Source organism: Marinisporobacter balticus (assembly GCF_004345705.1).
Lineage (GTDB): Bacteria > Bacillota > Clostridia > Peptostreptococcales > Thermotaleaceae > Marinisporobacter > Marinisporobacter balticus.
The window spans coordinates 1-2,801 of the sequence record NZ_SLWV01000064.1 but is presented as its reverse complement, the minus strand read 5'-3'; the positions used below and the strand labels follow the sequence as shown (position 1 = coordinate 2,801).

The 2,801-nt window shown below is 34.5% G+C and carries 1 protein-coding gene, 9 tRNA genes and 1 pseudogene; 9 read left to right on the top strand and 2 right to left on the bottom strand.

Translation table 11 applies throughout. The features are described 5' to 3' along the window. Window positions 1-13 precede the first annotated feature (13 nt). The 9 genes from EV214_RS18495 (at window position 14) to EV214_RS18455 (ending at window position 832) form a co-directional block, all read left to right on the top strand. A tRNA-Asp gene (locus EV214_RS18495) sits at window positions 14-90 on the top strand. Between the two features lie 46 nt (window positions 91-136). Next, window positions 137-211: transfer RNA gene (locus tag EV214_RS18490), tRNA-Thr, on the top strand. Between the two features lie 9 nt (window positions 212-220). After that, window positions 221-305 (top strand) — tRNA-Tyr (locus EV214_RS18485). 31 nt (window positions 306-336) lie between these two features. After that, window positions 337-411, top strand: a tRNA-Gly gene (locus EV214_RS18480). Window positions 412-419: 8 nt separating this feature from the next. Continuing rightward, window positions 420-495 (top strand) — tRNA-His (locus tag EV214_RS18475). Between the two features lie 7 nt (window positions 496-502). Beyond that, window positions 503-578 (top strand) — tRNA-Gln (locus EV214_RS18470). A gap of 4 nt (window positions 579-582) precedes the next feature. Then, window positions 583-658 (top strand) — tRNA-Lys (locus tag EV214_RS18465). Window positions 659-664: 6 nt separating this feature from the next. Then, a tRNA-Cys gene (locus tag EV214_RS18460) sits at window positions 665-739 on the top strand. Window positions 740-755: 16 nt separating this feature from the next. Next, window positions 756-832 (top strand) — tRNA-Arg (locus EV214_RS18455). 783 nt (window positions 833-1,615) lie between these two features. Here EV214_RS18455 and EV214_RS18450 read toward each other — a convergent pair. Both EV214_RS18450 and EV214_RS19010 read right to left on the bottom strand, forming a co-directional pair. Continuing rightward, complete coding sequence (locus tag EV214_RS18450) at window positions 1,616-2,251, bottom strand: metal-dependent hydrolase (protein WP_132248481.1); 636 nt, start codon at window positions 2,249-2,251, stop codon at window positions 1,616-1,618. A 308-nt stretch (window positions 2,252-2,559) separates the two neighbouring features. Next, window positions 2,560-2,801: pseudogene (locus EV214_RS19010) on the bottom strand (IS701 family transposase); the annotation flags it as partial.

Sequence of the window (2,801 nt, the reverse complement as noted above, 5' to 3'; positions counted from 1 at the left end):
GCCCACCAAAATTGGCCCGGTAGTTCAGTTGGTTAGAATGCCAGCCTGTCACGCTGGAGGTCGAGGGTTCGAGCCCCTTCCGGGTCGCCAATTTCTTTAAAAGGCAATTATAAAAATAAAAGCATGAAATTGTTTTGCTGGTGTGGCTCAACGGTAGAGCAGCTGACTTGTAATCAGCAGGTTGGGGGTTCGATTCCCTTCGCCAGCTCCATAAAATTCAGGAGGAGTTCCCGAGTGGCCAAAGGGGGCGGACTGTAAATCCGTTAGCTGAGCTTTCAGTGGTTCGAATCCACTCTCCTCCACCAATATAGTGTAAAATTCAACATAAGAAATTATGCGGAAGTGGCTCAGTGGTAGAGCATCGCCTTGCCAAGGCGAGGGTCGCGAGTTCGAATCTCGTCTTCCGCTCCATAAATATGGTGGGTGTAGTCAAGTGGTTAAGACACAGGATTGTGGCTCCTGCATGCGTGGGTTCGAACCCCATCACCCACCCCAAAAACAATGGGGTATCGCCAAGTCGGTAAGGCACCAGATTTTGATTCTGGCATCCGTAGGTTCGAGTCCTGCTACCCCAGCCAATAAGACCCATTAGCTCAGTTGGTAGAGCACTTGACTTTTAATCAAGGTGTCCCGCGTTCGAGCCGCGGATGGGTCACCAATTTATGGCGGCATAGCCAAGTGGTAAGGCAGAGGTCTGCAAAACCTTTATTCCCCAGTTCAAATCTGGGTGCCGCCTCCATTTTTTTATTTAGTATGCGCTCATAGCTCAGCTGGATAGAGTGTCTGACTACGAATCAGAAGGTCGGGAGTTCGAATCTCTCTGGGCGCACCATATATATAAGAAACAGACGATGTTATATAATACGATAAGAAATCGTATTTTTTGTTTTTTAATAATAACTAAGATTAAAAAACGATAGTGGAAAATTCATTATTTACAATTTAAGAATAAATAATTAAGTAAAATCAATAGCATGTGCATTTTGCCAAAAGTTCATTAGTTCTATACTACTATCTGGACTACACATCCATTGGAAGGGTTTAGATTTACCTGATATTATTTTAAATATAAGTAGGGAACATATGATTTTTTTATAAAAATGAACCAACTAAGCCAAGGCTACCTCAGTGATGTCCAACAATATGGCCTCCTATGTTAGCTTTACCACTATGATTATGCCACTTTTGAATACTAGATATTTTCTTTGAATCTTTAGCAATAAGAGTGGTATTATATGCTAATAATAAAGCCCATGGATCATAAAGTTTTCAGCAAACATGTAAGATGCTTTTTATAAAAGAAACAATACCTATAGATATTTCTAGTGCTTTTTCGACCTTCAGTCACTAAAAGGCACCAGATGAAATTAACAAAATATTTATAATTCGGTATGGATAACAGTTTCTTCGGAAATAGTAACAGCTATAAGGTTTCTTGAGGAATATATATGTACATGAAAATCACTCCTTATTTAGGGGGATAGTGTATTTATATTCCTCTTTTATTTTGTAAATTATTACATTAATTTTTGGGAGTTTTTTTAAATGTGCAAAACTATAGTCAATAAAATAAATAATCAAAAAACATCCCTTCTTATGGAGGGATGTTTTTTGATTATTTAAACATATAAAATAGACTATAAAATAGACTATAAAAAAAATTCATAGAGAAATCATTGTTGATATAATAATGGATAATTAAATAGATAAAAAACAACCCAATAAAGGGTTCAGCCATATTTGATGAAGAAATGATTAATACAAATCGATACCGTTTATCCGTAAAAGGATAGAAGAGTCCAATACCTGTAATTGTCATATAATCTCCTATTAAATGAGAGCAAAGACCTACTATAAAAGATAAAAGAACAGGATAAGGGAGAGTATTTCTAAGCACAAAAAAAACAACAGAAGAAATGGCAAATGAGCCAATGAGACTATGTGTAAAACTTCTATGACGAGAAAATCCAATCATAATAAGCAAAATAGCTATTGCAAGGGTTAACCGATTTTCAATACCATATTGGTAAAGCAAGAAACTTCCAATACCACAATAAAAAAATATTTTACCAAGTCTATTTTTTATAGGGAGAATTTTTTGATTAATCTTTGCCCTTGGATGGTCTAAATCAGGTATCAAAGAACTTATAATAGCTGCTGTAGTTGTCATGATATCTGGTTCATAACCTAATTTTGGTAAAAAATATAAACTAGCTACGGAACCAAATAACATATGGTTTTTACCAGTCATTTTTTAAGACATCCTTTTTAAAAGTAGTTTCAAACATACGTTCTGCTATATTATAGCATAACTCTTTGATTGGTGGTATAACAAATAACATATTTGTTTGAAAAATAAATTAACCCTCAAATATTCATAGCTTTAGATTTCAATAATTATATTACAAAATATGGGATTATAATCTAAAGTTTTTTCATTTTGTGTTTGTATTTTGTGGTAGCATAGTATAACTCTATTTTCCTATGAGTATTTTCAAATACACTAGGTTACAAGTAAATTAAGCTACATCTTTACCATAAAGAAAAGATGCAATAGCTTTAGCAACACCAGAATAAATTTGCATACCGTTCGATAGCAGCTTTGTTACGTACCATATAATTACCAAATGACCAGAAAAATTTGTGTTGATAAAAGATCACTTCTATATTCCAACGTAAACTGTATGCACATAGTGGTAACTGATTATTTTGAGTCTGATCAAATTTCACATTTTGTACAGTATTATGCTTAAATATTTGTAGATCCTTTGGATTAATTGTACAGATAAATGCTCTTACTT